The sequence below is a fragment of the Thiothrix fructosivorans genome (assembly GCF_017349355.1).
Classification (GTDB): domain Bacteria; phylum Pseudomonadota; class Gammaproteobacteria; order Thiotrichales; family Thiotrichaceae; genus Thiothrix; species Thiothrix fructosivorans.
In genome coordinates, this window is record NZ_JAFMPM010000008.1 from 1285252 (window position 1) to 1311532 (window position 26281).

The 26281-nt window shown below is 49.6% G+C and carries 30 protein-coding genes and 2 tRNA genes; 25 read left to right on the forward strand and 7 right to left on the reverse strand.

Annotated features, from left to right (window positions below; genetic code table 11):
- Positions 1 to 98: 98 nt before the first annotated feature.
- The 4 genes from J1836_RS20350 to J1836_RS20365 form a co-directional block, all read right to left on the reverse strand.
- The gene (locus J1836_RS20350) at positions 99 to 896 is read right to left on the reverse strand and encodes a substrate-binding periplasmic protein (RefSeq protein ID WP_207252967.1); all 798 of its coding nucleotides are present in this window, start codon (positions 894 to 896) and stop codon (positions 99 to 101) included.
- The gene (locus J1836_RS20355; RefSeq protein ID WP_207252968.1) at positions 893 to 2959 is read right to left on the reverse strand and encodes an ABC transporter substrate-binding protein; all 2067 of its coding nucleotides are present in this window, start codon (positions 2957 to 2959) and stop codon (positions 893 to 895) included. The genes J1836_RS20350 and J1836_RS20355 overlap by 4 nt, the downstream gene beginning before the upstream one ends.
- A complete protein-coding gene (locus J1836_RS20360; RefSeq protein ID WP_207252969.1) occupies positions 2956 to 4002 on the reverse strand; it encodes a prohibitin family protein in 1047 nt (348 codons plus the stop codon). Before J1836_RS20360 ends, J1836_RS20355 begins: the two co-directional genes overlap by 4 nt.
- Before the next feature lie 175 nt (positions 4003 to 4177).
- A complete protein-coding gene (locus J1836_RS20365; protein ID WP_207252970.1) occupies positions 4178 to 4405 on the reverse strand; it encodes a hypothetical protein in 228 nt (75 codons plus the stop codon).
- Between the two features lie 209 nt (positions 4406 to 4614).
- On the opposite strand from J1836_RS20365, the gene J1836_RS20370 reads away from it, so the two are divergent.
- From J1836_RS20370 to J1836_RS20380, 3 genes are read left to right on the forward strand one after another with little or no spacing between them, the layout of a single operon-like run.
- Positions 4615 to 5196: a YcjF family protein gene (locus tag J1836_RS20370; protein ID WP_207252971.1), complete on the forward strand. Its 582-nt coding sequence runs from the start codon at positions 4615 to 4617 to the stop codon at positions 5194 to 5196.
- A gap of 27 nt (positions 5197 to 5223) precedes the next feature.
- Positions 5224 to 5793 (forward strand): YcjF family protein, encoded by a 570-nt coding sequence (locus J1836_RS20375; protein WP_207252972.1) that lies wholly within the window; start codon positions 5224 to 5226, stop codon positions 5791 to 5793.
- A gap of 22 nt (positions 5794 to 5815) precedes the next feature.
- Positions 5816 to 6877: an extracellular solute-binding protein gene (locus J1836_RS20380; RefSeq protein WP_242632937.1), complete on the forward strand. Its 1062-nt coding sequence runs from the start codon at positions 5816 to 5818 to the stop codon at positions 6875 to 6877.
- A 60-nt stretch (positions 6878 to 6937) separates the two neighbouring features.
- Here J1836_RS20380 and pckA read toward each other — a convergent pair whose 3' ends face one another.
- Positions 6938 to 8551 carry a phosphoenolpyruvate carboxykinase (ATP) gene (gene pckA / locus J1836_RS20385; RefSeq protein ID WP_207252973.1) on the reverse strand — a complete coding sequence of 538 codons (1614 nt, stop codon included), beginning with the start codon at positions 8549 to 8551 and terminating at the stop codon, positions 6938 to 6940.
- 253 nt (positions 8552 to 8804) lie between these two features.
- Here pckA and J1836_RS20390 point away from each other — a divergent pair, with 253 nt between their 5' ends.
- A complete protein-coding gene (locus J1836_RS20390; protein WP_207252974.1) occupies positions 8805 to 10094 on the forward strand; it encodes a DEAD/DEAH box helicase in 1290 nt (429 codons plus the stop codon).
- Positions 10009 to 10980, forward strand: coding sequence for a hypothetical protein (locus J1836_RS20395; RefSeq protein WP_207252975.1), 972 nt, complete (start codon positions 10009 to 10011; stop codon positions 10978 to 10980). Before J1836_RS20390 ends, J1836_RS20395 begins: the two co-directional genes overlap by 86 nt.
- Here J1836_RS20395 and J1836_RS20400 read toward each other — a convergent pair.
- The gene (locus tag J1836_RS20400) at positions 10963 to 12129 is read right to left on the reverse strand and encodes a nucleotide sugar dehydrogenase (protein WP_207252976.1); all 1167 of its coding nucleotides are present in this window, start codon (positions 12127 to 12129) and stop codon (positions 10963 to 10965) included. The genes J1836_RS20395 and J1836_RS20400 overlap by 18 nt on opposite strands.
- Positions 12130 to 12325: 196 nt before the next feature.
- Here J1836_RS20400 and J1836_RS20405 point away from each other — a divergent pair.
- From J1836_RS20405 to J1836_RS20490, 18 genes are all read left to right on the forward strand, one after another.
- Positions 12326 to 12402: transfer RNA gene (locus J1836_RS20405), tRNA-Val, on the forward strand.
- A gap of 61 nt (positions 12403 to 12463) precedes the next feature.
- Positions 12464 to 14392 (forward strand): threonine--tRNA ligase, encoded by a 1929-nt coding sequence (gene thrS / locus J1836_RS20410; RefSeq protein ID WP_207252977.1) that lies wholly within the window; start codon positions 12464 to 12466, stop codon positions 14390 to 14392.
- A complete protein-coding gene (gene infC, locus J1836_RS20415; RefSeq protein WP_207252978.1) occupies positions 14349 to 14918 on the forward strand; it encodes a translation initiation factor IF-3 in 570 nt (189 codons plus the stop codon). The genes thrS and infC overlap by 44 nt, the downstream gene beginning before the upstream one ends.
- A 92-nt stretch (positions 14919 to 15010) precedes the next feature.
- Positions 15011 to 15211 (forward strand): 50S ribosomal protein L35, encoded by a 201-nt coding sequence (gene rpmI / locus J1836_RS20420; RefSeq protein WP_202717470.1) that lies wholly within the window; start codon positions 15011 to 15013, stop codon positions 15209 to 15211.
- Positions 15212 to 15228: 17 nt separating this feature from the next.
- Positions 15229 to 15588 (forward strand): 50S ribosomal protein L20, encoded by a 360-nt coding sequence (gene rplT / locus J1836_RS20425; RefSeq protein ID WP_202717469.1) that lies wholly within the window; start codon positions 15229 to 15231, stop codon positions 15586 to 15588.
- 119 nt (positions 15589 to 15707) lie between these two features.
- On the forward strand, positions 15708 to 16727 hold the full coding sequence (gene pheS, locus J1836_RS20430) for a phenylalanine--tRNA ligase subunit alpha (RefSeq protein WP_207252979.1): 1020 nt from the start codon (positions 15708 to 15710) through the stop codon (positions 16725 to 16727).
- 18 nt (positions 16728 to 16745) lie between these two features.
- Positions 16746 to 19133: a phenylalanine--tRNA ligase subunit beta gene (pheT, locus tag J1836_RS20435; RefSeq protein ID WP_207252980.1), complete on the forward strand. Its 2388-nt coding sequence runs from the start codon at positions 16746 to 16748 to the stop codon at positions 19131 to 19133.
- Between the two features lie 15 nt (positions 19134 to 19148).
- Positions 19149 to 19457 carry an integration host factor subunit alpha gene (locus tag J1836_RS20440; RefSeq protein ID WP_207252981.1) on the forward strand — a complete coding sequence of 103 codons (309 nt, stop codon included), beginning with the start codon at positions 19149 to 19151 and terminating at the stop codon, positions 19455 to 19457.
- Positions 19435 to 19815 carry a MerR family transcriptional regulator gene (locus tag J1836_RS20445; RefSeq protein WP_207252982.1) on the forward strand — a complete coding sequence of 127 codons (381 nt, stop codon included), beginning with the start codon at positions 19435 to 19437 and terminating at the stop codon, positions 19813 to 19815. Before J1836_RS20440 ends, J1836_RS20445 begins: the two co-directional genes overlap by 23 nt.
- Before the next feature lie 51 nt (positions 19816 to 19866).
- A tRNA-Pro gene (locus J1836_RS20450) sits at positions 19867 to 19943 on the forward strand.
- 164 nt (positions 19944 to 20107) lie between these two features.
- Positions 20108 to 21367 (forward strand): tyrosine-type recombinase/integrase, encoded by a 1260-nt coding sequence (locus J1836_RS20455; RefSeq protein ID WP_207252983.1) that lies wholly within the window; start codon positions 20108 to 20110, stop codon positions 21365 to 21367.
- A gap of 432 nt (positions 21368 to 21799) precedes the next feature.
- The gene (locus J1836_RS20460; protein WP_207252984.1) at positions 21800 to 21994 is read left to right on the forward strand and encodes a type II toxin-antitoxin system RelE/ParE family toxin; all 195 of its coding nucleotides are present in this window, start codon (positions 21800 to 21802) and stop codon (positions 21992 to 21994) included.
- Positions 21972 to 22280, forward strand: coding sequence for an addiction module antidote protein (locus tag J1836_RS20465; RefSeq protein WP_207252985.1), 309 nt, complete (start codon positions 21972 to 21974; stop codon positions 22278 to 22280). Before J1836_RS20460 ends, J1836_RS20465 begins: the two co-directional genes overlap by 23 nt.
- Positions 22281 to 22422: 142 nt before the next feature.
- Positions 22423 to 22680 carry a type II toxin-antitoxin system Phd/YefM family antitoxin gene (locus J1836_RS20470; protein ID WP_207252986.1) on the forward strand — a complete coding sequence of 86 codons (258 nt, stop codon included), beginning with the start codon at positions 22423 to 22425 and terminating at the stop codon, positions 22678 to 22680.
- The gene (locus J1836_RS20475; protein WP_207252987.1) at positions 22680 to 22934 is read left to right on the forward strand and encodes a Txe/YoeB family addiction module toxin; all 255 of its coding nucleotides are present in this window, start codon (positions 22680 to 22682) and stop codon (positions 22932 to 22934) included. The genes J1836_RS20470 and J1836_RS20475 overlap by 1 nt, the downstream gene beginning before the upstream one ends.
- A 149-nt stretch (positions 22935 to 23083) precedes the next feature.
- The gene (locus J1836_RS20480; protein WP_207252988.1) at positions 23084 to 23371 is read left to right on the forward strand and encodes a DUF4258 domain-containing protein; all 288 of its coding nucleotides are present in this window, start codon (positions 23084 to 23086) and stop codon (positions 23369 to 23371) included.
- Positions 23372 to 23383: 12 nt separating this feature from the next.
- Complete coding sequence (locus J1836_RS20485) at positions 23384 to 23833, forward strand: helix-turn-helix domain-containing protein (protein ID WP_207252989.1); 450 nt, start codon at positions 23384 to 23386, stop codon at positions 23831 to 23833.
- Positions 23830 to 24111 carry a hypothetical protein gene (locus J1836_RS20490; RefSeq protein WP_207252990.1) on the forward strand — a complete coding sequence of 94 codons (282 nt, stop codon included), beginning with the start codon at positions 23830 to 23832 and terminating at the stop codon, positions 24109 to 24111. Before J1836_RS20485 ends, J1836_RS20490 begins: the two co-directional genes overlap by 4 nt.
- A gap of 355 nt (positions 24112 to 24466) precedes the next feature.
- Here J1836_RS20490 and J1836_RS20495 read toward each other — a convergent pair whose 3' ends face one another.
- Positions 24467 to 25273: a hypothetical protein gene (locus J1836_RS20495; RefSeq protein ID WP_207252991.1), complete on the reverse strand. Its 807-nt coding sequence runs from the start codon at positions 25271 to 25273 to the stop codon at positions 24467 to 24469.
- 383 nt (positions 25274 to 25656) lie between these two features.
- Between J1836_RS20495 and J1836_RS20500 the strand changes: the two genes are divergently transcribed.
- Together J1836_RS20500 and J1836_RS20505 are read left to right on the forward strand one after the other, a co-directional pair.
- Positions 25657 to 25944 carry a hypothetical protein gene (locus J1836_RS20500; RefSeq protein WP_207252992.1) on the forward strand — a complete coding sequence of 96 codons (288 nt, stop codon included), beginning with the start codon at positions 25657 to 25659 and terminating at the stop codon, positions 25942 to 25944.
- 76 nt (positions 25945 to 26020) lie between these two features.
- A complete protein-coding gene (locus J1836_RS20505; protein ID WP_207252993.1) occupies positions 26021 to 26182 on the forward strand; it encodes a hypothetical protein in 162 nt (53 codons plus the stop codon).
- The last annotated feature ends 99 nt before the right edge of the window (positions 26183 to 26281 follow it).

The window sequence follows — 26281 nt, forward strand, 5'->3', positions numbered from 1 at the left end:
GGGAGACAAAGTATGAGCCATAACAGGATAAACCGAAACCCAGTGTGGCACTGACGGGCTGGGGATGGGTAAGTTATTTGCATACAGAGCCTCAATGGTTATTTCTTTGTCGATTTAGTGGTAGGTGTTGCCAGCAATTGTGCGCAGTTTTGCCCTTTCAGCGTGGCTTGCAGGGCGTTATTTATGTCCTTGAACAAGTCAGTATCCTGTTCACGTAAAGCCAGTACCATCGCTGTGGCAGGTAATGTTTTAGGATCAGCTTCAATGACCTTGAAATGGAGGTAGCCTTCCAGTGAGGTATCCGTGATGCGTGCCTTGATCATGGCTTCTTCCGCAAATAGGGCATCCAGCCTGCCAAATACTAAGTCAAACACCGCACTATCGGCGAATGGATAAGCTTTTAAACGTGCTTGGCTGCTGTACTCATCCAGCAAATAAATGTGGAAAATCGAGCCTTCTAGAACACCTAGGTTTGCTCCCCGGAAATCTTCCGGCTTGCTGCGCACGGATGCATCTGCTTTTTGGATAAACAGAGGTTTGGGTTTGCAAAGGGGTTGCGTTAACTGGAGTTTATCTACTTCTGGGGCAATAAAAGCATCAACGACCAGCAGCGCATTCAGTTTAACCGCCTGTAAATCCTGCAATAGTTGGTCGGGCGTACCACTAACAAATTCACACTTTGTCTGCATGTATTGGCAGGTTGCCTGAACAGCATCGACCAAGATACCAGCCGCTTGCTTTTGTGCATCCAGATAAGCGTAAGGTGGTCGTTGGGGGGGAATGCCAATATACAGGGACGGCTTGTCCGCAACGCTGGGTGTCGTTGATTCTGCAAAAGCAGGTAGGCTAAGGAGACTAAGCAACACTATGGAGTAACCACATATCAGGTATTTCATGGCGTGTTGCCTGTCTTTTTTTCAGGAACAGGTGTTGGGATATGGTCGTCAACACTATCTAAAAACGTGGCGGGAGCTAGATCCAGAAAAGGTGCATCAGAAAAACCTTGATATTGCAAACTACTGAGATTAATAGAAATTTCCGGCATCCCTACCAAGTGCGAAGCCAGTTCATGTACTTTTACATTGTGTACCAGATCACGGTAAACCTCCATATTTCCCCTGCCTTGTGGGTCGACATCAGTGCGTTGGTTCAACACGATATCCACTCCGGTGAGATCGATTTGTTCACCAATAAAGATGGCAGGTACTTTAAAAAAAGTCATGCTACTGTTCAACCGCCCGACCAGTGTTTGGTTGATTCCAGCATGGTTGCTGATAAAGAAGGCATCGGCATTGAGTGATAATTTGCCATAACAGGCAATCAGTTCCCGTTCAATTTCATTCTTGCTTAAAGCCGAAAACGGGATGTCGCATCCCACCAGTTTTACCCCACTCTGTTCCGTCATCTGTTTGACGATAGAATAACCCGCTGCCAGCCGCCCATTTTCGGTGTCTTCATAAATCAGACCAATACGTTTGAACTGAAACATAGCTTGCGCAAGTTCTAATAGGCGAACTTTATGGTCGTCGCTGTGCACTGGGGTACTAAAAATTTCAGCGAAACTGAGCTTCTTACTGGTCTGCGTCTGTCCCGCTAATGTGTTTGTGGTGGGTGTTTGTGCGGGAGCGCTTGGCATTTCCGCTGATTGTTTAGCAGATTGCGCCGTGTTGTTTGGCTGCTCAGACGGTAGGACGGTTGTTTGCTCGACCGTTGGGGTGGCTGGCGGCAGATCGGGCTTTGATCGTGTATTTTCCACTGGAGTAGTCGTATCACTCAGGCGCTTTTCAAAACGCTCCAGCAGAAACGGTAGGTGGATGGCTGGCAAGGGGCGGAATTCGCCGCGCTGCCAGACGTTGAAAACAAAGTGTTTGCCATAAAGGTCACCCACACCATTATAGGCATACAAACCCGTAACCCCAAGCCATGCAGGCAAGTAGTGCATCGTTGACGATAACAAGGCTGGTACTGTTGAACCTGCTTTTTCAATGGCGGCTGCGAGCAGCATTACTGAGTCATAACCTTGGGCAGCGTTGTAGTCAGGCTCTTCCTGATACTTGTCCTTATAACGTTGGATAAAAGCTGTATCACGGGGATTCTGGTTATTGGGGCGATACACCGCTGGCACGATGGTATTTTGTCCCGCTTCTCCTACGGTTTTGGCATAGGCGGGCAGGTTGAAGCCATCACCACCAAGGATGGGCTTGTTGATGCCCATTTCCCGGAGTTGTTTGACCATATTGCCGCCCGGTTGGGAAGGGGAGGCGATGAAAACGGCATCAAAGTCTTTGCCCGTAAATTGTGAAATCAACGGACGGTAATTGTCTTCTTTTTCAAAAAACGAAGAGTTTTGCACCAGTTTTATGTCCCGTTTGACTGCCGCATCCTCAAACAGGAAAGCCAGTTCACGGCTAAGGTCATCACGGGCGTAAAGAATAACTACATTTTTGTAGCCAAGGTATTGAGCGACACTGGCGATCTGTTCCGTCATGACGGCTGCATTAGGCATCATACGGAATACATACTGAAAATTATGTCCGGTTAATTCTTGTGCGGTCGAAAAGGGTGGGATGAATAGGATCTGGCTACGTTCGTAAACGACCGAGGCGGGTACAGCGATACTGGAACTACGATGTCCCAGTACAGCCGTCACTTTGGGATCGGCAGCAATGCGGCGAATGGTGGGCTTGGTGTCATCAAACGATTCCCCATCCTGTTCGATACTGACATTCAGGGAACGCCCCATGAGTTTGTTAGGACGCTGATTGATTTCTTCAGCAGCCAGAAGAACGCCGTTCAGGTAGTTACTTTTATAGGTATCCTGTACCGCCACGAAGTGGATGTCCCCTGTATTCTGGCGGGCATAATCCAGCCGCTGCTGTGCCATCTGTTCATAATCAGGGCTACACGCCGCAAGGTTTAGGCAGACTATCAGCCATACTAGCAGGCGGGTAGCATTCATGGCTTGTCACCTGTCGCAGGAGGGGGATTAGTCAGTTTTTGTTCGTTTGGTACGCTGGTCGAAGGCTGCTTATCCTTGTCCTTGGTTTTTTTCCCGTCGGCTTGGGCAGCAGGCGTTGTGGTTTCAGTGAGGGGGGCATCCGCTGGCAGTGTTTCTGATGTTGCCGGGATGGGGGAACTAACGCCATTATCGCCGCCCAGAATGATGGGAAGACCATCTTTGCCAGAACCAATTACCACAACTTTGGCGTTGGGTGAAGCTGCCAGCTTTGCGGTAGCTTCAATACCTTTACTACGCAGCACTTGCTCGGTCAACGAGCTATTGATGGTATCGTGGTAAGTTTTGATACCCCCCGCTTCGATAGCCATCCGTGCGGCTTCCTGCTCGGCTGTCTTAAGACGGAATTCATAGGATTTCATGAATTCTTCCTGTTTCAGTTTGTCTTCGATGGCATCGACGATTTCTGGGGGGAGGGTGATGCTACGGATGATGATGTCTTCGACGGCTACGTAGTTACGCCCTACCTCATCCAAAGCGCTGAGGATGGCATTCGTCAACAGTCCTGCTTCGTTCGTGTAAATTTGTTCAGCAGTGTAACTGCCTAATTGCTTACGCATGACCGATTCGATCTGCGGCAGGATGACCAGATTCAGGTAATCAGGGCCGATACGTTGGTGGAGAATACCCAACAGTTCATATTCAGGACGGTAACGTACCGCGAGTGACAAGTGGATGCTCAATCCCTTGTTGGTAATAACATCAAACTCATGTAGTGCTATTTGCTTGCGCACGTCGTAGAGGTACATGGTATTGAACGGATTGATGATATGTATCCCTTCTGGATAAATCGTATCGGTTTCTGTGCCGCCGCCAAACAGACGATAGAGCACGCCCGCTTGACCGGAGTGGATAGTGATCACAATACGGTTAAAAAAGAAAATAACCACTAACGCAGTCAGCAGGGTCGCAACAATCAGTAGGGGCACTTTGCGCCTAATCCAGCGTTTGAATTGCGCATTGGCGCTGATGGGTTTGTTTTCCACAGGGTAACACTCTGTCCTTTTGTTACCGGATTGCGGGGTTACAACACGGTAATGCCTGTCTGTTTGGGTATAAGGGATAAGGGCTTGTTGTCAACAGTTCAGGATGTCAGAAAACCAAAAACCACCCAAAACACGCGTTCTGGGTGGGTTAACTTATTCGTGTCGAATGAATAAATCAGGCAGCGGCCATGACGGGTGCGGCTGTATTCTTTTTGCCGAACATCTTGCCAAAGGCGTAGTAAGTCCCTAGACCCAACAATGCCCCGCCTGCGACAGCCATACCCATCGGGTGGCTCAGCGCAAAGACTTTGGCGGTAGTGCCCATATTGGCTAGTGAATTGCCAATCGTTGCTAAGGTGCTGTTGGAACCGGCTGCTGCTGCGGTTGCTGCTTCTGCTTCCATAAGGTTCTCCTGTAGAGGGTGTTAAATGGATAACGTATTGTGAGAGTGGATTATCAACGCCTGTCCAAAATTGAGTCAAGCCAATACCCCCCGTTGAAAGCCACTGAATTGTTAAGTTTTGTTAAGTCAGCCATATCGGTCGTTATATTTATTTTGATTATGATAAAATTTTAGCAATATCGATGTTTGCTAACTGAAGGTCAGGATACATGCCACTTACCGTTGAAGCGGTCGATGTTATTACCGGTAGCCACCCCACTGATCCAGTCACGGAATTGGAGGCGGTTGCCGCCGAGGTGCAAGAAATCACCGCCAGCAGTATTGTCAAAAACCACCTGATTACCAGCATGGGTTTGGGATTAGTACCCATTCCACTGTTTGATGTATCTGCCTTGACGACGGTGCAAATGAACATGCTACGCAGCTTGAGTGCGCATTATGGTGTGCCCGTGAGAGATCAAGACCTCAAGTCGATGTTGCTTTCCCTCGCAGGCGGGGCAATGCCAGTGCTGGCAATCGTTGGGTTAAGCAGTTTTGCCAAAGTGATACCGGGAATCGGCACATTGGCAGGTAGCGCCAGCCTTAGCGTATTGGCAGGTGCGGTGACTTATGCAGTGGGGCAGACTTTTATCCTGCATTTTGAAGCAGGCGGTACGCTGGAAAACTTTGATCCAAAACAGGCACAAGCATTTTTCCGGCGTGAACTGGCAATGGGTAAGTGCTTGGTACACAGCATCAGGGACGAGATCAACGGTTCCAAAAGACGTAGTAGGCAGATATTGCCGCAATAGTGGTCAGTCAGAGGGAGGGGCATACAGATGGCGGATGAGGGGGAAGATGTCTGGCAGCCAATTGAGGCGGATTCTGCTTTGGCTCAACAGGCTGATCAGGTACGTTTGAACGCTGAAAAGCAGGCTGCTTGTGCCGCGAAAGCTGATAGCATCATCAAATCCAATGTTGCCCAAGCGATGGCAATGGGATTGATCCCTGTGCCACTGTTGGATGTGATTGCACTCACCAATATCCAGTTCAAGATGGTGGATGATTTGGTTAAGTTATATGGCATACGTTATACCCATATTGAGAAGGCTGTAGTACGCTCCTTCATTCTGGGGATGTTACCGGTAGTGGCTGTGGCAGGGTTGGGGAGTGCCTTTAAAGTATTACCGGGTGTTGGTTCATTTGCAGGTGGTGCAAGTGTATGCATAGTGGCAGGTGGTTTGACTTATGCCACGGGCAAAGTGTTTGTGCAACATTTTGCAACAGGAGGAACTCTGCAAGATCTTGATCTGGTAACAGCCAAGCAGCATTTCATGCGTGAGTTCCGCCGGGGCAAGCAACTCGCTAAAGAACGGCTAAACGATCCACCGTTACTTTTGCACTCTTAAACAATAATATTAGAATTTAACCATGCAACACGTTATTTTGGGCATATTCCTGACACTGGTGCTGATGTTACCTGCGCAGGCGGCTGGTACAGGCAGTAACACAGCCATCGCGGAAGAAACCGTCATTGTCTATAACTGGTCAGATTACATACCGGAAGGGGTACTGGAAGATTTTACCCGTGAAACCGGTATCAAAGTTGAATACCTGACCTACAAAAACAATGAAATCATGTATACCAAGCTGAAATTATTGAAAGGGCGGGGTTATGATGTGCTGATTCCCTCTACTTATATGGTGGAGCGGCTACGCAAAGATGGTTTGCTCCAACCACTCAATAAGACACTGCTTAGCAATTTTAAACAGCTTGATCCTGATTTGCTCAATAAACTGTATGACCCGGGTAATGAGGTGAGCGTGCCTTACTTGTGGGGCAGTGTTGGTCTGGGGGTTAACGCCAACAACCCAGCCGCCACTAATGTGACCTCATGGTCAGATTTATGGCATAAGCAATGGCGTGACAAACTATTACTGCTGGATGACATGCGTAGCGTGTTTCATATGGCGCTGAGTCTGGATGGACATTCCACCAATGCTACTGCTCCAGAGGAAATCAAGCAGGCTTACGAACGTCTGCAAAAATTGATGCCTAATGTTCATTTACTTGGGGATGCAAACCCTGATGAACCTTTCGCAAGCGGGAAGGTGGATTTAGGATTGCTCTGGAATGGCGATGCAGTACTTGCCCATAGCAAGAATCCGGCAATCCGCTATGTATACCCCAAGGAAGGAGCTAGTTTCTGGATGGATAGTTTTGTGATTCCAGCGCGTGCCAGTAACCCGGAAAATGCGCACAAGTTCATTGACTACATGCTGCGCCCAGAAGTGGCAGTACGTTGTGTCAAGGAACTGGGGTACGCTACGCCCAATTTGACTGCGAAATCCATGCTGGATACTGAAACGCGAGAAAATCCAACGATTTTCCCTTCCCCTGAGAGGTTGGCAAAAGCGGAATTCCAACGTGATATTGGCGATGCTCAAGATCTTTATATGCGTTATTGGGCAAAGTTGAAAGCGGGACGCTAATCCGGTAGTCAACGGTAAGCCAAGCCGGAAACCTTGCTCCGGCTTGGCTTAGTGATGGCTTTAAGCGCGACCTTGCAACGGGCCTGCTGCACAAATAGCTTCAGCCACCCCTGCGCTGTATTGCGCAAAGTTCTGGTGGAACAATGAGGCTAAGTGAGTTGCTTTCACTGCATACACGGCTTTGTCCGTCCATGTAGAGGATGGATCAAGCACGGCGGAGGGTACGTCTGGGCAAGAGGTTGGAATGTTCAGCCCGAAAATCGCATCTTGCTGCATTTCCACGCTATCCAATGTGCCATTCAGCGCGGCATTGACCATGCTGCGGGTATGGTGGATGTTCATACGCTTACCCACGCCATAAGCCCCGCCCGTCCAGCCAGTATTCACCAGCCAGCAAGAGACACCGTGTTCGTTGATCTTTTTGCCCAGCAAGTCAGCATAAACCGATGGGTGCAATGCCATGAACGGTGCACCGAAGCAAGTACTGAAAGTAGCGGTGGGTTCAGTGACACCCTTTTCCGTACCCGCAACTTTCGCGGTATAACCGGAAATAAAGTGATACATCGCCTGTTCTGTGGTCAGCTTAGAAATCGGTGGCAATACGCCAAACGCATCACACGTCAGCATAATAATGTGCTTAGGATTACCTGCCTTGCCCGGATACAATGCGCCCGGAATTTGCGTGATCGGGTAACTCGCACGGGTATTTTCCGTTAAGCTATTGTCATCTAGATTCAGTTTGCGGGTTGTTTGATCCATCACCACGTTTTCCAGCACCGTGCCGAAGGTTTTGGTGGTTTTGTAGATCATCGGCTCTTGTTCGGCGGAAAGGTTAATCACCTTCGCGTAGCAACCGCCTTCCAGATTGAATACGCCGTCATCGCTCCAACCGTGCTCGTCGTCACCGATCAATGAACGGTTAGGGTCTGCCGATAACGTGGTTTTACCTGTGCCGGAGAGCCCGAACAGAATCGCAACGTCACCTGCTTTGCCCACATTGGCGGACGCGTGCATCGACATAATACCGCGCTGTGGCAATAAGTAGTTGAGTACGGAGAAAATGGATTTCTTGATTTCACCCGCGTAATGCGTGCCGCCAATCAAAATCAGCCCACGACTCAAGTTCAGCAATACAAATGCGCCGGAATGCGTGCCATGCGCTTCTGGGTCAGCCTGCATATCGGGTACATGAATAACCGTGAATTTAGGCTCAGTCACGCCTAGTGTGCGGTTCAAGTCATCAGGGCGAATAAACATATTACGGGCAAATAACGCGTGCCATGCGTACTGGGTAATGATACGGACAGGTAATTCGTCAGCTTCATTCGCGCCTGCCAGTAAGTCTTGCACAAACAACTCACGACCATCCAAAAACTGCACTGCATCCGCTAAAATCTTATCGAATTGTGCTTCTGTCATGGCTTTATTGACTTTGCCCCACCACACTTTGTCGTGTGAACCGGCATCATCGACAATGAATTTATCGTTGGGGGCGCGTCCCGTAAATGTACCGGTATAGGCAACAAATACACCGTCTTCGCTGATTTTGCCTTCGCTGCGGTTGAGTGCTTGTTCGTATAGAACCGGGGAGGATTGGTTCCAGTAAAGGTTTGGTGAATTTTTTAGTCCCAACGTACTGGCAAGATGTTGTGCCAGTGTGCCTGTTGTACTCATGTGACGCCTCCGGTAGCGCTGTTTAATGTCGACAATATATCGTTCAAGTATAACGAAGGCACAGAATAATATCGCATAGTGTCGACTATTAGAATACATTTTATCGGAAATTCCTGCTTAATTAGTTATATTGTCGACAGCAGGTTTTTTGTCTGTCGACAATGTGGATTTTTGTAAGGTTATCTTGAAAAATACCTAAAAGTTGTTGCGCTTTTTGTGACGCCTTGTTGATTCAGTGTGATATTCTCGCGCAATGGAAAATTTCTACTTAAGTCAAATACGTTTTGCTGATTTCCCGCTGGATGAGCGCATCTTGGCGTCGCTCCGGGAGACTGGTTTTGAGTTCTGCTCGCGGATTCAAGCGGAGACGTTGCCGCTCGCATTAGCTGGGCGCGATATTGCGGGGCAAGCCCAAACGGGCACGGGCAAAACCGGCGCGTTTTTGGTGGCTGTTTTTCAGCATTTATTAACGCATCCCTTGCCAGCGGCGGGTGCTGGAACAGTGCGCTGCATGATTCTTGCGCCAACGCGTGAACTGGCAATTCAGATTGCGCGGGATGCGGAAGAGCTGGGTAAACACACGGGCTTGCGTTCGGTATTGGTCTATGGCGGGGCAGGTTACGACAAGCAACGCCGCCAATTTGAAGAGCCAGTCGATGTCTTGATCGGCACACCTGGGCGGGTGATTGATTACTGGAAACAGCATGTTTTCACCCTCAAATACGCGCAAGCCTTGGTGATGGATGAAGCTGATCGCATGTTTGACATGGGTTTCATTCAAGATGTGCGTTTCTTGATGCACAAAATGCCACCGCCTGAGAAACGTTTGAATATGCTGTTTTCTGCTACGCTGTCACAGCGCGTGTTGGAATTAGCCTACGAACACATGAATAACCCGCAGCAAATCAAAATTGAGGCGGAATCGGTGCGAGCGGATAATATTGCGGAGCATGTTTATTTTCCGGCGAACGAGGAAAAAATTCCATTGCTGGTGGGGTTGGTGCGTAAACTTCAGCCGTTCCGTGCGATTGTGTTTGTGAATACCAAACACATTGCTGAAAAGATTGATGATTATCTCCGCGCTAATGGCATTACCTCTGACCTGATTTCGGGGGATGTGCGTCAGAATAAGCGCGAAAAGCTGTTGCAAAACTTTGAAGCCGGTGAGTTTCAGGTGATGATTGCGACCGATGTGGCAGCGCGGGGCTTGCATATTCCTGATGTATCCCACGTTTTCAATTTTGATTTGCCGCAATTGGCGGAAGATTACGTGCACCGTATCGGGCGTACTGCGCGGGCGGGTGCATCAGGTGAGGCACATAGCTTTGCGTGCGAAGATACCGCGTTTTACCTGCCGGATATTGAGGAATACACGGGTAAGTCGATTCCGGTGAGCAAAATTACTGCCGAATTATTGCCAGCAGATTTGCATCGTCCACACCGTAGCCAGCGTGAACGTGTTCCGCACCATCCAGGCGGGCATGGTCACAACGGTGGTGGGCAAGGTGGCGGTCAGCGCCGTCGTAGCCGTCCGAGGGGTTAATGAGGACTTGATGGACTGTTATGCGAAACGTTTGCATAATCCTTTCAGTAGCGCGGTGCAAGTGGTGGCATCCGCGCAGATTCGTGCCTTAAGTTTCAATGGGATAGACTGGGAACTTCAGTTCCAATGTCAAACCCCTCGTGGTATTCAGTACGCTAGGATCGGGCTATGGTCGGCGCGTCATGGTTTTCGTCCTTATCCGCTTGATCCCAGTATTGACCGTGACGCGCTCGAAATCGCGTACCCGCCTATTGTTGCCACCCTCGAAACAACCCCCGTACCCTTGCCGCAAGATGACCATTACGAGTTCTGGTTGTTGGATGAAACCGATCACTACCCATTAGCCTTGTTGGCGAGTTGCCGATTGCCGACTGAAATGTCGCAAGCGCGTATTTACCCCATCTGGAAAGCGGTGAGTGCCAGCCAGCTTGAGTTGCGCAATACGCCTGAAGAAGAGCGCCGAGGTGCGCCGCCGCTGAGTTATCGCTTAGAGCAGAATGTGAAAGACAGGGCAGGGCAAAACCCGCAGGCGAAGTGGTTTTTGCGCACGCCCGATGGCGCTGGGCAATGGCTGAATGCGGCTAATGAGGTGGTGGATAAGCTGGCAGCGGAGCATTTCCCACCGCTGCTATTGCGCGAAACGTGGCGCAAACCAGCGGAGCAAGATTTGTGTGATCGTTACTTGCAACGCCTTGCGCCGCGTTTGCTGGGTTTGGCACGTTTGTCGCTTGCTGACCGTGCGCGAGTGGAACAGATGGCAAGCCATTATGCGCAGGAAGTTGCCGCGCATTTCCACCTGTACCCCGCCATTGCCGACCCGCAGCGGATGACTGCATTGCGGGTTGAGGCGCGTTTACGGGATGCGGTGTTAGTCGCTGCCAAATAGGTCGCGGGTGTAAACCTTCGCCGCGACATCGTGTAGCTCGTCGCTCATGCGGTTGGCAATAATGACATCGCTCATTTGCTTGAAAGCGTCGATATTGCGAATGACAGCGGAGCGGAAAAACGTTTCTTCTTCCAGCACGGGTTCGTACACCACTACATCAATCCCTTTTGCTTTAATGCGCTTCATAATGCCTTGAATGGAAGAGGCGCGGAAATTATCCGACCCCGCCTTCATGACTAAGCGGTAGATGCCAACAACACGCGGGTTACGCCGAATCACATCATCCGCAATAAAATCTTTACGGGTGCGGTTGGAATCGACAATCGCGTGAATCAGGTTTTGCGGTACTTGATTGTAATTAGCGAGCAATTGCTTGGTGTCTTTAGGTAAGCAATAACCGCCGTAACCGAATGATGGGTTGTTGTAATGATTGCCAATACGCGGATCAAGGCATACGCCGTCAATGATTTGGCGCGTGTCCAAGGTATTCGTTGCCGCATACGTATCCAGCTCATTGAAGTATGCCACGCGCATCGCGAGGTAGGTATTCGCAAACAGCTTAATGGCTTCGGCTTCGGTCGAGTCGGTGAATAGCACGGGTGCATCTTGTTTGACCGCCCCTTGTTGCAATAAGCCTGCAAAGACTTGGGCGCGTTCCGAGCGTTCTCCGATCACAATGCGGGAAGGGTAGAGATTGTCGTATAACGCTCTACCTTCGCGTAAAAATTCCGGCGAGAAAATAATATTGTCGCTGCCGACTTCTTGGCGCAAGCGGGCGGTGTAGCCGACTGGCACAGTGGATTTTATAATCATGACGGCATCAGGATTGATTACCATGACATCACGCACGACCGCTTCGACCGAACGCGTATTGAAATAATTGGTTTGCGGGTCATAATCCGTCGGCGTTGCAATGACCACGAAGGTCGCCCCACGGTATGCGTCTTCCTTGTCAAGCGTGGCGCGGAAATTCAAATCATTGCGCAACAGGAATGCTTCGATTTCGGTATCCACAATCGGGGATTGATGCGCATTCAATTGGGCGACTTTTTCGGGGAGAATGTCGAGGGCAACCACTTCATGGTGTTGCGCTAACAGCATGGCGTTGGAAAGACCGACATAGCCCGTTCCGGCAATTGCAATTTTCATAAGTTATTCATTGTCATTGTATGTTAGAAGAAAGTAAGCCATCCATTGGATCAGCATGGCAATTATCGAGCTTTGCGTGTTCATGCCGCAAGTGCTCCGAGATGAAATGTGGCAATGTGGTAGGCAAATGGCGTTTGCGTGAAAAAAAGGCTTGCCTTTTGTTTCTGATTCCCTATAATTCACCACCTTCAGCGACAGGCGTATAGCTCAGTTGGTTAGAGCACCACCTTGACATGGTGGGGGTCGTTGGTTCGAGTCCAATTACGCCTACCACTTTCATACACAACCACTATAACCACGTGACCCCTCGTATAGGCCACCACTGGAGTACAATATGCCTATCATTACTCTCCCCGACGCAAGTCAACGTTCTTACGATGCCCCCCTTTCTGTCCTTGCCGTTGCTGCCGATATTGGCGCGGGTTTGGCTAAAGCGACACTCGCAGGCAAAGTAAACGATCAATTGGTTGATGCCAGCTATGTCATTGATCACGATGTTTCCCTGAGTATTATCACTGCGAAAGATGCCGAAGGCTTGGATATTATCCGCCATTCCGCCGCGCATTTGATGGCTCAAGCGGTCAAACAATTATTCCCTGAAGTACAAGTCACCATTGGTCCCACGGTCGAAAATGGCTTTTACTACGATTTTGCCTCCCCACGCCCGTTCACGCCTGAAGATTTACAGGCGATTGATGCGCGGATGCAGGATCTCATCAAGCAAGATATTCCCGTCGAGCGTAGCACCCTGTCACGCGATGAAGCCGTAAGCTTCTTTCTGAATATGGGGGAAGCATACAAAGCGGAAATCATCGCAGGCATTCCCGCCGACCAAACGCTGTCGCTCTATCGTCAAGGCGATTTTATTGACTTGTGCCGTGGTCCTCACGTTCCTAGCACGGGAAAAATCCCCTCCGTCAAAGTGATGAAGGTGGCAGGTGCTTACTGGCGTGGCAATTCCAACAACGCCATGCTGCAACGCATTTATGGTACAGCGTGGGCAAACAAAAAAGATTTACAAGCCTACCTGACGATGTTGGAAGAGGCTGAAAAGCGTGATCACCGTAAACTCGGTCGTCAATTGGATTTATTCCATTTCGACGAACAAGCCCCCGGTGCAGTCTTCTGGCATCCCAAAGGTTGGACAGTATTCCAAGCCTTGATTGGCTACATGCGTCAACGCCAGCAACGCGCTGGCTACGTCGAGGTAAACACCCCCGATGTCATGGATCGCAGTCTGTGGGAAACCTCCGGTCACTGGTTTAACTACCGTGACAATATGTTCACCACAACGACAGAAGACGAGCGTGTCTTCGCCCTGAAACCGATGAACTGCCCCGGTGGCATGTTGATGTTTTCACAGGGTTTGAAAAGCTACCGCGACCTACCATTGCGTATGGCTGAATTCGGCAAAGTACACCGCTACGAACCGTCCGGTGCATTACACGGCTTGATGCGTGTACGCCACTTCACACAGGATGATGCGCATATCTTCTGTACTGAAGACCAGATGGCGCAAGAGTGCAAGGACGTAGTGGCGTTGGTGCTCGACATTTACAAAGAATTTGGCTTTGAAAATGTTCACATCAAATTGTCTACTCGTCCAGAAAACCGCATTGGTTCGGATGAGAGTTGGGATTTGCTGGAACACGCGCTCGGCAATGCACTCGATAGCATGAAGTTGCCGTATACATTGTTCCCCGGTGAAGGCGCATTTTACGGCCCTAAGCTGGAATTTGTATTGCGTGATGCTATCGGTCGTGATTGGCAGTGTGGTACGCTGCAAGTCGATATGAGCTTGCCAGAACGCTTTGATCTGACCTACGTAGCGGAAGATAATACCCGTAAACGTCCGGTTATGTTGCATCGTGCATTATTTGGTTCATTGGAACGCTTCACTGGCATCCTGATCGAGCATTACGAAGGGCGTTTCCCGCTCTGGTTAGCGCCAACGCAAGCTGTCGTGATGAATATCACGGACAAACAAGCCGATTTCGTGCAAGATGCCACCAAGCAATTGCTTGATGCAGGTATTCGCGCTGTATCAGACTTGAGAAATGAAAAAATTGGCTTTAAAATCCGTGAACACACGATGCAACGTGTCCCCTACCTGTTGGTAGTCGGAGACCGCGAAGTGGAAACACAATCTGTAGCCATGCGCACCCGTTCCGGTAAAGACTTAGGAACTTTCCCATTAGCGGAAGTTTTGCAACGTCTGAATGCGGAAATTGCTGCGCGTCGCTTATCACTATCTGAGGATTAAACTTATCGCTCTCGAAAAAGAACACCGTATTAATGACGATATTAACGTTCCGAAAATTCGTCTGATTGATGCGGAAGGTGAAAATCAAGGTGTTGTCTCCTTACGGGACGCAATGGAAATGGCCTACGATGCCGAGCTTGATCTGGTGGAAATCGTACCCAATGCGAAACCACCGGTTTGCCGCATCATGGATTATGGCAAATTCCGTTTCGATGAAAGCAAAAAAGCTGCGATAGCCCGAAAAAACCAGAAACAAGTGCAGGTCAAGGAAATCAAGATGCGTCCGGCAACGGATGAAGGCGATTACCAGATCAAACTGCGAAAACTGAAAGAGTTTCTGGAAGAGGGCGATAAGGTTAAAGTCACCCTGCGCTTTAAAGGGCGTGAAATGGCTCACAAAGAGCTGGGGATGGATGTTCTCAAGCGCGTTGAGAAAGAGCTAGAAGACATTGCCGTTGTTGAGCAATTCCCGCGTCTGGAAGGCCGTCAAATGGTTATGATGCTCGGTGGCAAGAAAAAAATCTAAGCCCAACATTGGGGGCATTCCCCAACACCATCCTGTTAAGGCAAGGCACTCTTGCAGGATGTTTTATCTACCTGATCGAAAAGGAGACCAAGATGCCTAAGATGAAAAGTAGCCGTGCTGCGGCTAAACGTTTCAAGAAAAACGGCAGTGGCTTGTTTAAACGCAAGCAGTCACACCTGCGTCATATCTTGACTAAAAAATCCACCAAGCGTAAGCGTCATTTGCGTTCAGGCGACAACTTCGTTGTTGCAGCCGACCACGGCAATGTACAAAAAATGCTGCCCTACGCGTAATCAGGAGGATTTAAAACATGGCAAGAGTTAAACGTGGTGTAACGGCACATGCCCGTCACAAGAAAATTCTCAAGCTGGCTAAAGGTTACTACGGTGCTAGAAGCCGGGTCTACCGGGTTGCGCATCAAGCAGTTATCAAAGCTGGTCAATACGCATTCCGCGACCGCCGTCAGAAAAAACGCCAATTCCGCGCTCTGTGGATCGTGCGTATTAATGCTGGTGCACGTCTGTTCGGTCTGTCTTACAGCCGCATGATGAATGGTTTGAAGAAAGCCAATATTAGCCTTGACCGTAAGGTTCTGGCTGATCTGGCAGTCCACGACATCACTGCGTTTGGTGCAGTCGCAGAGAAGGCAAAAGCTGCCCTAGCTGCTTAAGCTGCATTAAGATGCGCTGAAAAATACCCGTAAATGGGTGAGCAAGGCGGGGGAAGGTTTTACCTCTCCCCGCCTTTTGCTTTTTACCGATAAAACCCCATATATTTAAGGAAATCGTCGTGCAAAGTTTGCTGGAATTGATGGGCGTAGCCCACGAGCAGATTTCGCAAGCCGTCAGCCTCACCGCGTTGGATCAGGTGCGTGTGCAGTATCTAGGCAAGACTGGTTTGTTGACCGAGCAACTCAAGCAACTGGGTAAGTTACCGCATGAAGAGCGTAAAGCGGCTGGTGCGGAAATCAATACTGCCAAGCAAGCACTCACGCTGGCTTTGGATGAGCGTAAGCAAAGCTTGCAAGTTGAAGCACTGAATGCGCGTTTGCAAGCTGAAAAAGTGGATGTCACTTTGCCGGGGCGTCGGATGGATACTGGCAGTTTGCATCCTGTTACGCAAACCATTCAACGCATTAGCGAGATCTTCGCACAATTGGGTTTCAGTTTGGCAGAAGGTCCTGAAATTGAAGACGATTTTCACAACTTTACCGCATTGAATATCCCAGAATCGCATCCGGCACGTGCGATGCACGATACCTTTTATATGGATAGTGGCTTGCTGCTGCGTACCCATACCTCATCCGTGCAAGTGCGTCACATGGAAAACAATCCTCCACCGCTGCGTATCATTTCGCCGGGTCGGGTATACCGTTGCGATTCCGACATGACCCACAGCCCGATGTTCCACCAAGTGGAAGGTTTGATGGTCGACGAAGACGTGACCTTCGCGGATTTAAAAGGCATTCTCGAAGCCTTCTTTAAAGCTTTCTTTGAAGTAGATGAATTACCGACACGTTTCCGTGCCACGTTTTTCCCCTTTACCGAGCCATCGGCAGAAACCGACATTCAGTGCGTGCACTGTGGTGGTGACGGTTGCCGTGTGTGCAAAGGCACGGGTTGGCTGGAAGTGATGGGCTGCGGCATGGTGCATCCGAACGTGCTGAAAAACGTCGGTATCGACAGCGAAAAATACACTGGCTTCGCGTTTGGTTTCGGGGTCGAGCGTTTGGCGATGTTACGCTATCAGATCAATGACTTGCGCGTGATGTTTGATAACGACGTGCGCTTCCTCAAACAATTCGGTTGAACAAAGCGGAGTAACCTTATGAAAGTCAGTGAAAAATGGCTGCGTGAGTGGATTGATACCCCGCTAGCGCTGGATGTGATTGCCGACAAACTCACCATGTCCGGCTGCGAAGTGGAAGCGCGTGATGCAGTAGCCACCGCCTTCACCAACATTGTGGTGGGTCATGTCCTCGAACGTGAAAAACACCCTGATGCTGATAAACTCAGTGTCTGCAAAGTCGACAATGGACGTGGCGAAATTCTGCAAATAGTGTGTGGTGCGAGCAATGTGCGTGCGGGCATCAAAGTGCCATTGGCACTGATCGGCGCGGTATTGCCACTACCCGATGGCACGGATTTAAAGATCAAAAAAGGCAAGCTGCGTGGTGTGGAATCGTTCGGCATGTTGTGTTCATCAACCGAATTGGGTATGTCCGACAAGTCCGACGGCTTGCTGGAATTGCCAGATGATGCGCCCGTGGGCATGGACATCCGTGAGTATTTGAAACTCAATGACGAAGTGATTGAGTTGGCGATTACCGCGAACCGTGGCGATTGCATGAGCATGATTGGTGTGGCGCGTGAAACCGCCTTGGTCATGGATGTACCGTTGAATGTGCCGGAAATCCCCGCGCAAACCATCCAGCATACCGACACGTTTCCGGTTGACTTACAAGCGGCGGATGCTTGCCCGCGTTATGTTGGGCGCATTATTCGCAATATCAACCCGCAAGCCGCCACGCCGATTTGGATGCAGGAAAAATTGCGCCGTGCCGGTGTACGTAGCATTTCTGCCACGGTTGACGTAACCAATTACGTGTTGCTGGAACTCGGTCAGCCGATGCACGCTTTCGACCTCGACAAACTGCAAAGCGGTATCGTGGTACGTTACGCGAATGCGGGTGAAACCCTGAAGCTGCTGGATGGGCAAACCGCGACCTTGCGTAACGATACGCTGGTGATTGCCGATGCCACACAGCCTGTTGCGATGGCAGGCATTATGGGGGGCGAACCCACGTCGGTGACGGATGCTACCCGCAACGTATTTCTGGAAAGTGCACATTTCCGCCCTGCCAAAATCATGGGTAAGGCGCGTAGCTACGGCTTGCAAACCGATTCTTCGGCGCGTTTCGAGCGTGGTGTCGACCCTGATATGCCAGTTAAGGCAATGGAACGTGCGACACAGTTGATCGTGAGCGTTTGCGGTGGCGAAGTCGGCACATTGGTGGATACGGTAGCGGATACCAGCATATTGCAGCGCAAAGCGATTCTGTTGCGTCCTGAACGTATTCGCCGTGTGCTGGGGATAACGATGGCGGCGGCAACGGTTGAAGGCGTGTTGGTGCGTTTGAATTGCACCTTCACCAGCAGCGATGCAGGCTGGCAAGTGCAAGCACCGTTGGCACGTTTCGATTTAAATATCGAAGAAGATTTGATCGAAGAGCTGGCACGGGTACGCGGTTACGATTCGATTCCGGCAGAATTACGCCCGCGTGCGCCGCGTATTACCCAGCCGAGCGAAACAGCGGTTAGACGTGAACATTTGCGTCAGTTGTTGGTGGCGCGGGGTTATCAGGAAGCGGTTACGTTCAGCTTTGTTGATCCGAAAATGGAGCACTTACTTGCTCCCGGTGCGGATAATATTGCATTGGCGAACCCGATTTCAGCCGATTTGGGTGTTATGCGCAGCACTTTGTGGTCAGGTTTGTTGCGGGCGGTAACGTACAACGTAAATCGGCAGCAGAGTCGAGTGCGTTTGTTTGAGATTGGTCCCGCGTTTTCGCAAGGTGAAGCTGGCAAGCCACAGCAAAAAACCATGTTATCGGGCGTATTGACCGGCAATCTTTACCCAGAACAGTGGGGACAGGTGAACCGAAACGTCGATTTTTACGACTTAAAAGGGGACGTGGAAACGTTGCTGGAACAGGTCACAGGTACGTCATTCTATTTTGCACCTGTTGCTCATGCGGCATTGCACCCCGGTCAATCCGCTGAAATCATGACTGAGACAGCCGTGGTGGGCTGGATGGGCATGTTGCATCCACGTATTGAGGAACAGCTCGGTCTGGAACAACCCGTGTATGTCTTTGAATTAGATATGAGTTTGTTGATGCAACGGGCGTTACCGAAGTATCAAGCGATTTCCAAGTTCCCGGCTATTCGCCGTGATTTAGCATTATTGGTCAGAGAAGATACATTGGCAGTTGCTTTGGAAAATGCTGTGAAAAAAACAGCGATTCCGCAGCTAATGTCCTATTATTTATTTGATGTTTATACGGGTAAAGGCATACCAGAAGGGCAAAAAAGTGTTGCGTTGAGTTTGATTATTCAAGACGCTACGCGCACGCTTGAGGATGCAGAAGTCAATCGGATCGTCGATACAGTCATTACTTCGCTTCAGGATGAAGTCGGTGCGGTATTGCGTTAAACAGGGAGAAAGTGCATGACAACAACATTAACCAAAGCAGACATGGTTGAACATCTGTTTGAAGAGTTGGGTTTGAATAAGCGCGAAGCCAAGGATTTGGTCGAGATGTTTTTTGAAGAAGTCCGCGATGCTTTGGAAACAGGCAAAAACGTGAAATTGTCCGGTTTCGGGAATTTTATGTTGCGTGACAAGACCCAACGTCCGGGGCGTAACCCGAAAACAGGTGAAGAAATTCCCGTCACGGCGCGGCGTGTGGTGACATTCCGTCCGGGGCAGAAGCTCAAGCAACGGGTAGAGGAATATGGAAGTAGCGACACCCAATAGTCAACTGCCACCCATTCCGGGCAAACGCTACTTCACCATCGGTGAGGTAAGTGATTTGTGCGGGGTGAAAACGCACGTATTGCGCTATTGGGAGGGTGAGTTCCCTTCTTTAAAGCCGATGAAGCGGCGGGGTAACCGTCGCTATTATCAGCGTGAGGATGTGTTGCTGATCCGTCAGATTCGGGCGTTGCTGTATGAAAATGGCTATACCATCAGTGGTGCGCGGCAGAAATTGTTGGATGAAGCGCACACGCCACCGCCATCTGTGCATCCCTTAGAGCCAATTGTGCTCAACGGGCATGATGTCGCGCCGCTGGTGGAAGAGCTGGAACGTATCTTGTTTATCCTTAAATGTTGATTTCAGCTTGAGCTTACGCGGTGATTACGGTAAGCTCTGTCCCCTTCACGTCGGGGCGTAGCGCAGCCTGGTAGCGCACCACACTGGGGGTGTGGGGGTCGTAGGTTCAAATCCTATCGTCCCGACCAATTCATTGATTCATGTTGTATCATGATGACCCAAAAGCCCTTACAGGCAGCAATCTGTAAGGGCTTTTGTTGTGTCAGGTTGTATCAGATTGGCTCACTGAAGCTCATGCAATTGACTGTACTATTGTCCATATATCAACTTAAGCGCATGGATATATGGACACATGGAAAGAAAACTAACAGATACAAAGATTAAGAAGGCAAAGGCAAAACCAAACGGCAAGGACAACATTTTAGCGGATGGCGGCGGACTTGCTGTTTACGTGACAGCCAAAAACAATCGGTATTGGCGTTACACCTATCGGTACGAAGGTAAAAGGCAAAACTTAACCATTGGTAGTTACCCAGAAATCGACCTTGCAACAGCCCGTGAAAAGCACATGGAAGCACGGGCGCAACTTGCCAGAGGCATGAACCCCGCCACCCTCAAACGCATCATGAAGGCATCCCGTACCGACATCACCACCAACAGTTTTGAGGCGATAGCGCGGGAGTGGTTCGAGCGTAGTAAAAAATCATGGTCTGAAAGCCACACGGTACGCACTATCAGCTATCTGGAACGGGATGTTTTCCCGTGGATGGGTAAAACCAACATCAATGAAGTGACACCGGGTGACGTTATCCGAGTAGTCCAGCGGGTAGAAGCGCGTGGGGCAGGGGATGCAGCACGGCGGGTTAAGCAATACATCCTGCAAGTGTACAAATACGCGGTTACGTTAGAACTGGCAGACCGTAACCCAGCGGCGGATATTGATAACGGCATCATCTTGCAACCCCGTATCAAAAAGCACTTTGCCGCGATCATAGACCCGGTGAAGGTCGGGCAACTGTTGCGGGATATGGACGCTTACCAAGGTTCGTTTGTGGTGCGGTGTGCTTTGCTCTTGTCGGCATTGGTGATGTTAAGACCGGGTGAGTTACGGGCGGCGGAATGGTCGGAGATAGACCTTGAAGCCGCTACATGGACAATTGAAGTAAGGCGCATGAAAGCCCCTACCCACATCAAGCGGGCTAACCAGACCGCGCACATTATCCCGCTATGCAGACAAGCGGTGGAGGTGTTGCGGGAATTGTACCCGCTCACAGGTCGGTTTAAGTACGTGTTTCCCAGTGCCAGAGGTGCAAGCAAGCCAATGAGTGACAACGGGGTGAGGGCGGCATTACGCACGATGGGTTACGACAATGACACGATGACCCCGCATGGATTTAGGGGCATGGCATCCAGCTTGCTGAATGAACTGGGATGGAATCCCGACGCGATAGAACGGCAGCTTGCCCATAAGGATACCAACCCCATTAGAGCGGCATACAACCGGGCGGAATACATGGAAGAACGAACCAGAATGATGCAGGCGTGGGCGGATTATCTGGACACCCTGAAAGTGGGCGGGAAGGTTATCCCCTTCAAAACCAAAGCAGGGTAGGTTGTTGCACAAACCCCAACCTGAGAGCCGGACCCGTTCCGGCTTTTTTGTGCCTGAGAAAGCCAATACAAAAAAAGCTGCTACAGTTGCTACACTTGCTACACTTCGCTACGTTTAGCCTATATCCCGCCTCCTTATGATTAAAATATAACCATAATATAATTATAATAATATATAACTTATTGTTTTTATTGTTATTTATATATTATTACTACTTTATAACCCACCTAGAAACCCGTGACGTTCTCACCGTAGCAATTGCTACTGCTACAGTTGCTACACTTGCTACACTTCGGGAAAACGCAGTGATAACACACCCATTCACCCTTGGTTATTCCCCCTTTGGTTTTGCGTTACGCAGTAACGGGCAAGGCGTTTGATTGTTGTAACAGAATTCAAAGCACCTCAACAAAGGTAGACGGATAGTAGCCCGTGGGTGAGGGTGTTTGTGAATTGCGTGTGGACATAGGCGCGGGATACCGCATCTACTATGGTCGGCATGGGCAAGAGCTTGTGATTCTGCTTTGTGGTGGCGACAAAGACAGCCAGCAATCAGACATTCGGCAAGCTATCCAATACTGGAAAGATTACAAGGCGGATACCAATGGCAACAATACCCTACAGTAGCAGTGACTACCTGCAAACCGATGATGACGTTATCGAGTACCTTAACGCAGCAATGGAAGACGGCGATAATCACGTATTGCTGTTGGCATTGCGTAACGTGGCGATTGCCAAGGGCGGGTTTGCAAAGCTGGCAGACATCACCGGATTGAACCGCGAAAGCCTTTATAAAACCTTGTCAGAGCAGGGCAACCCACACTATGAGACAGTCGCAGCAATTATGCGCGGGTTGGGTTTCCGGTTTGCGATCTTGCCCAACCAAATCAGCAGCCACCACCAAGCAGCTTGAAATCTGTAACAACAATCAAAACCCAAAGAGCCGGACACGTTCCGGCTTTTTTGCGTCTGTCACCGTGGAAAACTTCAACACCTGCTTAGTGTGAAAGTGAGTACAATAATTGGTACTTACTAACAAAATGAGGACGTGACCAATGGAAGCCATCAGCTATTCAGCTTTCAGAAAAGGGCTATCGAACGCTTTGGATAAGGTGGAGCAAGACCGTGTGCCATTGCTGATTACGCGGCAAAACGGTACGGCGGCGGTGCTTATTTCCTTGGATGAATACAACGCTTATGCGGAAACCGCGCACTTGGCAGCAAGCCCCAAAAATGCCGAACGCTTGAACCGTGCCATTGCCCAACTGGAAGCAGGGCGGGGCGTGGTGCGTGACATCGTGGAGGCGGAATAATGCTGCTGTGTTGGGCTGATGATGCGTGGGATGATTACCTACACTGGCAGCAAACCGACCGCAAAATCGTGAAGCGGGTTAATGACCTAATCAAGGATATGAAGCGCAACCCGTTTGAAGGCGTGGGCAAACCCGAACCCCTTAAGCACCAGTGGGCGGGGTATTGGTCACGGCGCATCACGGAGGAACACCGGATTGTGTACAAGGTGGAAAGTGACCACCTGTATATTGCGCAGTGCCGTTACCACTATTAGTCCACTGTCACCCAACCCCGTCACGCTTTGAAATCTGTTACAACAATCAAAACCCAATCAAGAATGTCGGACACGTTCCGGCTTTTTTGTGCCTATCTATTGCTACCGAAAGGCGTTAATATTTAACGGTCAACAAGGCAGGAAAGCACATGACCCCACACCAAGCAAAAGCCATCTTGAACGACCTAGCCAGCGATGGGCAGCGGGTATTCTTCACCCGTCATGCAGAGCAACGCATGGTGGAGCGGGAAATAACCCGTATGCAGGTTTTACGCTGTTTGCAGGTGGGCAGCTTTGAGGAAGAACCCGCTAAGGATGCGCGGGGTAATTGGGCAATGAGGCTAAGAATGTTTACCGCAGGCGAATATATCCGCGTGGCGCTTGCCATTGATGAAGATCAGCATGGGAATCTTGCTGTGATTATTACCGTTATCTAGTGAGGTGTTGTTATGTCTGAATTATTCCATTATCAAAGTTGCGGGCTTGATAGCATTTGGTTACGCAACGGTTTTGAAAGCAAGCAAACGCCTTACGGTGAAGCGGTAGCCATTGCCGATGTAGCAGGGCTGCACAAGACCATAGGGCTATTCATCACCAACAACCAACCCTTGTTGGATGGGGCGGAAATTCGTTTTTTGCGTAAGGAATTAGACCTTTCCCAAACGATGTTGGGTGAGGTGTTGGGCGTGAGTGAGTCCACCGTTAGGAACTGGGAGGCAGGGCGGCAACCAATCACGGCAGCGGCTGACAGGTTCACCCGTTTGCTGTACCAAGAACACATTCAGGGCAACGCCTATATCAAAGCAATGGTGGAACGTTTGAGTAAGCTCGACCATGCACGGCACATTCAGCGGCTGGAACTGGAAAGCACCGGGCAAGGCTGGAAAGCAGCGGCTTGACTGCCACTTACACCCAAAGAGGCGCAACGATGACCGGCAATATTACCCATACTGAACACCTGACAGATGACGGCGGTGAAGTTCGCGAATTGACGGCGGAAGATATGGCTGGATTCCTTCCCATTGGTGAAGTATCGCCAGCACTGGCTAACCCTACCCGCAAACGTAAGGTGTACACATTGGCGGAATTGCTGGAAGGATGGGAACCAGACGCCACTATGTCGGCAGAAGTCCGCGAATGGGAGAACATGCCACCCGTGGGCAATGAAGTTATCTAAGCAGGAAGAGTGCCACCCAACACCGTCACGCTTTGAAATCTGTAACAACAATCAAAACCCGATCAAGAAAGCCGGATACGTTTCGGCTTTTTTGTTTGCATTGTGTTGTTAAGAACTTTGCAAAATACGTGCATTTTTTTTTGTTGTTTTGTAGCGTGTTTGAAGTGCTGAAACAGCACAAAACCCAAGCGGGAAGCCATATGCAGGCGCATTGCATCGTAAAAAGCGGTTCGTAATTTCGTGGCAGTTATTTTTAGCGCGAGCGGGAGTGAGTGCGCGTTTTCGCGTTTTTGAGTTTTTTCTTTGACTGACAGCCTGCACTTGGCAGACTGTCACGAAGGATAGTAAAACGGGGTTAGCTAGGGCTTATCTCTTGTTCGATTTCGGACATGATGGCGTGTTTAAGGTCATCAAACAGCGGGTCACGTTCAAACGGCTTAGGTTGTTCAATCATGGCTTTTCTGAGGTAAGCCAGTGGCGACATACCGAACCCATCATCTTGGTACAGTAACTGCCCTGACAAATCCATGAATGCAGCGACACGGTTATACGCGGGTGCAAAAGCTTCAACAGCGGTTTTGTATTCGTCAATGGCAATCAGGGCTTGCTGACGTAGCAATGAGCGACGGCACGCCTTAGCAATTTTGTTGTATGCGTCGAAATCCAATTCAAGGCGCTTGGTTGCATCGGTGTATCCATCACGGCGGATTTCATAACGCTTTCTTTCGCCAACAATGGTTACTGCATCTTTCTCGGCTTTCTGGATACCTTTTTCATCATCAGCCAAGACAAGTGCTTTGTAGCCTTGTGTGATCTTGCTTTCCTGTTCTGTAAGGGCTTTGAGCTTTTTTACTGCTTCATTGCGCTGGTTTTCGGTTTGCTCCATTTTGGCAGAAATATCATGAGCAAGGCTTTCAGCAATCCGCACATGCTCAGCCGTTACTTCTTTGCGGGTGATTGGCATCGCTGAACTTTCATCGAGACGTTCCCAACCATGCAAAACCATCAGCTCTTTCCCTGCGATCTTCCCGCCAGGTTGTTGCACGGTTGCGGCTTCCATTGTGGCAAGGCGGATTCTGAGCATTTCATTGTGGAACGCCTGCACATCGGCGGCGGCATCGCCAGACAGTTGGTAGTCTTGAAGTGCGTTTTTCATAGTCATTTTGGGTTTTTCCATGTGGTTAACAAGGTCGTTAGGTTCGTATAGCCCGTCTGGATTGAAAAGGCGGTGTTGTCCAGCAAGGGGAGCGGCTGGACAAGCACGCATAGAAGGCATTAGGGCGGCATTGGCACTATAGGAACAATTGATTCAATGCAGAGGAATGGACAGTGCAGGAACAACAGAACGATGAATACACCGTAACCAATTCACGGGCGGCAAATATGCTGGGATTATCCCGAAAAAGTCTTTACAGCTTGCCTTTGTCTTATCGCCAGTTCAAACCGCGTGGGCGGCGATATTACCGATTGTCTGATATTGAGAAACTGAAACAAACCAGTATTCACCAACCAAACCGTTAAACCATTATTTCTAGGATGTAACCCATGAATACCTATTATTACGGGCAAAGAAAATACACGCTGGCACAATTGCGCGAATTGCGCAAAAAGATGGAAGGCACTTATTCATCTTTGGTTGCGGTATCAAAAGAAGATTTTGAAGCTAAAGAAGAAATCGACAAAATGAATGAAATTGATAAGAAAATTGGCGAAGCGTTTTCTTATCTGCATAATGAAGTGGGCATTAGCTATTATAAAGTTGATGATTTAAAACAGAAATATGCCGCATTACGTTCTAATTTAACGTTTGGTGCTGAATCAAGTATTTATTAATTTTTCGTCGAGCCTTGAGGGTATTGCGGCTTAACTGTGTTTGAGCCGCTTTTTTAAATTCACTGATTAAATAATTATGCAAAGTGAACTATTTAAAGATCGGTTCAATCATGCCAAGCATTGGGCAAATCAACACCGATCACGGGTAGAGCGGCGGGCGCGTGTTGCCTCTGGTCATTTCCTTGTGAACCTAACGCATGAGTGGCGCTTGCTGCTGGTGCGTGAAGTCCTCAGTTAACCCCACAACCCCCAGTAACGGGCGGGCGTGATCTTTAACAATAGAATCCCCTTTCTCGCCTTGTCAGTTCCCCCGCATGACCTATACTAGCCGTTCGTC

What these genes read in the sequence shown, in the direction of transcription:
- J1836_RS20350 (WP_207252967.1), bottom strand. Translation starts at nt 896, where the DNA reads ATGAAATACCTGATATGTGGTTACTCCATAGTGTTGCTTAGTCTCCTT.
- J1836_RS20355 (WP_207252968.1), bottom strand. Translation starts at nt 2,959, where the DNA reads ATGAATGCTACCCGCCTGCTAGTATGGCTGATAGTCTGCCTAAACCTT.
- J1836_RS20365 (WP_207252970.1), bottom strand. Translation starts at nt 4,405, where the DNA reads ATGGAAGCAGAAGCAGCAACCGCAGCAGCAGCCGGTTCCAACAGCACC.
- J1836_RS20370 (WP_207252971.1), top strand. Translation starts at nt 4,615, where the DNA reads ATGCCACTTACCGTTGAAGCGGTCGATGTTATTACCGGTAGCCACCCC.
- J1836_RS20375 (WP_207252972.1), top strand. Translation starts at nt 5,224, where the DNA reads ATGGCGGATGAGGGGGAAGATGTCTGGCAGCCAATTGAGGCGGATTCT.
- J1836_RS20380 (WP_242632937.1), top strand. Translation starts at nt 5,816, where the DNA reads ATGCAACACGTTATTTTGGGCATATTCCTGACACTGGTGCTGATGTTA.
- pckA (WP_207252973.1), bottom strand. Translation starts at nt 8,551, where the DNA reads ATGAGTACAACAGGCACACTGGCACAACATCTTGCCAGTACGTTGGGA.
- J1836_RS20390 (WP_207252974.1), top strand. Translation starts at nt 8,805, where the DNA reads ATGGAAAATTTCTACTTAAGTCAAATACGTTTTGCTGATTTCCCGCTG.
- J1836_RS20400 (WP_207252976.1), bottom strand. Translation starts at nt 12,129, where the DNA reads ATGAAAATTGCAATTGCCGGAACGGGCTATGTCGGTCTTTCCAACGCC.
- thrS (WP_207252977.1), top strand. Translation starts at nt 12,464, where the DNA reads ATGCCTATCATTACTCTCCCCGACGCAAGTCAACGTTCTTACGATGCC.
- infC (WP_207252978.1), top strand. Translation starts at nt 14,349, where the DNA reads ATGCGGAAATTGCTGCGCGTCGCTTATCACTATCTGAGGATTAAACTT.
- rpmI (WP_202717470.1), top strand. Translation starts at nt 15,011, where the DNA reads ATGCCTAAGATGAAAAGTAGCCGTGCTGCGGCTAAACGTTTCAAGAAA.
- rplT (WP_202717469.1), top strand. Translation starts at nt 15,229, where the DNA reads ATGGCAAGAGTTAAACGTGGTGTAACGGCACATGCCCGTCACAAGAAA.
- pheT (WP_207252980.1), top strand. Translation starts at nt 16,746, where the DNA reads ATGAAAGTCAGTGAAAAATGGCTGCGTGAGTGGATTGATACCCCGCTA.
- J1836_RS20440 (WP_207252981.1), top strand. Translation starts at nt 19,149, where the DNA reads ATGACAACAACATTAACCAAAGCAGACATGGTTGAACATCTGTTTGAA.
- J1836_RS20445 (WP_207252982.1), top strand. Translation starts at nt 19,435, where the DNA reads ATGGAAGTAGCGACACCCAATAGTCAACTGCCACCCATTCCGGGCAAA.
- J1836_RS20455 (WP_207252983.1), top strand. Translation starts at nt 20,108, where the DNA reads ATGGAAAGAAAACTAACAGATACAAAGATTAAGAAGGCAAAGGCAAAA.
- J1836_RS20465 (WP_207252985.1), top strand. Translation starts at nt 21,972, where the DNA reads ATGGCAACAATACCCTACAGTAGCAGTGACTACCTGCAAACCGATGAT.
- J1836_RS20470 (WP_207252986.1), top strand. Translation starts at nt 22,423, where the DNA reads ATGGAAGCCATCAGCTATTCAGCTTTCAGAAAAGGGCTATCGAACGCT.
- J1836_RS20475 (WP_207252987.1), top strand. Translation starts at nt 22,680, where the DNA reads ATGCTGCTGTGTTGGGCTGATGATGCGTGGGATGATTACCTACACTGG.
- J1836_RS20480 (WP_207252988.1), top strand. Translation starts at nt 23,084, where the DNA reads ATGACCCCACACCAAGCAAAAGCCATCTTGAACGACCTAGCCAGCGAT.
- J1836_RS20485 (WP_207252989.1), top strand. Translation starts at nt 23,384, where the DNA reads ATGTCTGAATTATTCCATTATCAAAGTTGCGGGCTTGATAGCATTTGG.
- J1836_RS20495 (WP_207252991.1), bottom strand. Translation starts at nt 25,273, where the DNA reads ATGACTATGAAAAACGCACTTCAAGACTACCAACTGTCTGGCGATGCC.
- J1836_RS20500 (WP_207252992.1), top strand. Translation starts at nt 25,657, where the DNA reads ATGAATACCTATTATTACGGGCAAAGAAAATACACGCTGGCACAATTG.
- J1836_RS20505 (WP_207252993.1), top strand. Translation starts at nt 26,021, where the DNA reads ATGCAAAGTGAACTATTTAAAGATCGGTTCAATCATGCCAAGCATTGG.